Below are 1,434 nucleotides of genomic sequence, written 5' to 3'. Positions count from 1 at the left end.
AGCTTTTGACAAAAGGCGTTGGCCGCTTGCGTCTTTCACCGCATGATATTGATATGATTGCGATTGCCGAGATCTATCGAGATCTTGTTGACGGAAAGATTGAAAGTGGCGAGGCCGTAGCACGTCTGCAGACACAACAGCTGCCAGGTGCGCTGGCAAACGGATATGTGACCGGAAAACCCGGACACCTCTGGGAAGCAGACTAAGATTTCAGGAAAAGCGGGGCTTCGGTCCCGCTTTTAGTTTGACGGGACCATTCCGCTCATCACGTCAAAGATCATTTTACAGATTTGCTCTGCAGCCTCAGCACGCAGGCTTTTCTGAAACTCGACAGCTTCCGCCGCTTTGCCTTCTTTGATGAACTTCAACAGCTCCCAATGCTCCTGCGCGGAGTTGACTGGGGCACCATGCGCTTTCAGCAGCATGTTGCGCGCGCGTTGCGATCTATCCCAGAGCTGTAGGAAGACAGTTTCCAGATGCACGTTGCCGCTGAACTTGACGACATCCTCGTGAAACTTCTTGTCCGCAGATGTCCAAACGCTGAGGTCTCCACGTTCAAGTGAAAGATCCATCAGGGTGACAGAGTCCTCAAGTGCACGTGCCTGCTTTTCACTGATTGGCTTTTCAGCAAGCTTGCGAATGGCAAGCCCTTCAACAACTTCAAGGATCTCGTAGATCTCCGAGATATCGCCGACAGTGATTGGAAGAACGCGCATACCCTGACGCGGGCGCATTTCCACGAGCCCGTCCTTCTGCAGCATTAGCATGGCCTCACGCACTGGCGTACGGCTCATTTCCAGCTGGGTAGCCGCTTCCTGCTCAAGCACCTGCGTACCCGGACCGAGCCGGTTTTCGAGGATTGCTTGCTTCAGTTTGCGATAAGCGATGGAGACGTTAGACGTGGACGAAGGCATTTCCAAAAGGTGAGTTCGAGTAAAGATCGTTTTTCTCTATCACCCCCCTTCTACATTGTCGATATTTCCGCTAAGTCATGATAAATTGCATTGCACATATAAAATTAATTTTATCTATAAAACCCATAGAGTTCGGCCATTTACTCTAATCAGAATTGATTATTTAAAACCACGCTTAATCCGTGGGTTATCCCTGCCAAAACGTGACTGCGTAATACACAAACAGATATCGGGCCACTTTGCCGATTGCGACCAGCACCAGAAAGTTCATGAATTTCATGCGCAAAGTGCCGGCAATGAGTGTGAGTGGGTCGCCAATAATTGGCACCCATGCGAGCAACATTGAGGCTTGTCCGTAACGCTTAAACCAGCGCACAGCTTGCTTGAATTGATGTTCTTTTACCGGGAACCACGACCGGTCTTTATAGTGAGACAGAAAACGTCCGCAGTACCAGTTGAACACTGAACCGGCAACATTGCCCAGCGAAGCCGATGCAATCAAGATCACCGGATCCCAGCC

The 1,434-nt window shown here is 50.3% G+C and carries 2 protein-coding genes and 1 pseudogene; 1 reads left to right on the top strand and 2 read right to left on the bottom strand.

The annotated features are described in order from the left end of the window. A pseudogene (locus PPL9_RS33045) lies at nt 1-206 on the top strand (U32 family peptidase); the annotation flags it as partial. A gap of 33 nt (nt 207-239) precedes the next feature. Here the strand turns inward: PPL9_RS33045 and PPL9_RS05075 are convergent. Together PPL9_RS05075 and PPL9_RS33040 are read right to left on the bottom strand one after the other, a co-directional pair. Next, entirely contained in the window at nt 240-914 is a 675-nt protein-coding gene (locus tag PPL9_RS05075; protein ID WP_057461644.1) for a GntR family transcriptional regulator, read from the bottom strand. A 187-nt stretch (nt 915-1,101) separates the two neighbouring features. Then, on the bottom strand, nt 1,102-1,434 hold a 333-nt coding region (locus PPL9_RS33040; protein WP_208989175.1), incomplete at its 5' end, for a YqaA family protein.

The sequence above is a fragment of the Pseudovibrio sp. POLY-S9 genome (genome assembly GCF_001431305.1).
Taxonomy (GTDB): domain Bacteria; phylum Pseudomonadota; class Alphaproteobacteria; order Rhizobiales; family Stappiaceae; genus Pseudovibrio.
This window is presented reverse-complemented; position numbering and strand designations above follow the sequence as displayed.